Genomic DNA, 666 nt, shown 5'->3' on the forward strand with positions numbered 1-666 from the left:
CGCCGAATCCCATCGAAAACCCCAGCTCAAGAGCCCCTCAACCGACTACGCAACAGCCCTGGTCAGCCCGACCACCGTCGTCATTGCGACTCGAGTCACGTAAGGCATTCTCACGTCTTCTCCTCTGGATCGGTCCGACCGACGGAAGGGACAGCAGGATGCTACGACCGTCGATATCCACCCAGACACCTGAGGTAACGCGCCGTAACCGTTCCGTAAGAAGTTGCCCCTGGTACGGACCCACTTCGCGACCCCACCAAACGGCCGGTCACGACGCGTACCCACCAGGCTGGGTCGCCACTACGGGTCGCTCCCCGCAGACATCAGGCACGCCTGTGGCCGGTAGACTCGGCGTTCGCGCCCTCGTAGCTCAGGGGATAGAGCAACGGTTTCCTAAACCGTGTGTCGCAGGTTCGAATCCTGCCGGGGGCACGCAATCGGACATAACGGTCTCACGACTGAACTTCCTGGTCAGCGCGACACCTGACGGACGCGAACTTGTCGCAGGTCATACGGCCAGTCCGTCAGGTTGTTGATGTTTCGACAGCCCGGCGCGTTGAGGCATTTTCGCAGGTTCGAGTCCTGCCCTGCTTGCCGCACGCCACCTAGACGAGTAGTTCCGATGTCCGGTCAGTGGTCGTAGGCGATCAGGGACCGGGTGACGGG

The 666-nt window shown here is 61.9% G+C and carries 1 tRNA gene; it reads left to right on the forward strand.

Features of this window, described 5'->3' with window-relative positions:
* Positions 1–359 precede the first annotated feature (359 nt).
* A tRNA-Arg gene (locus tag ACFHWU_RS29280) sits at positions 360–432 on the forward strand.
* Positions 433–666 lie beyond the last annotated feature (234 nt).

It is taken from the genome of Micromonospora sp. LOL_015 (assembly GCF_048060275.1).
Taxonomy (GTDB): Bacteria; Actinomycetota; Actinomycetes; order Mycobacteriales; family Micromonosporaceae; genus Micromonospora_E.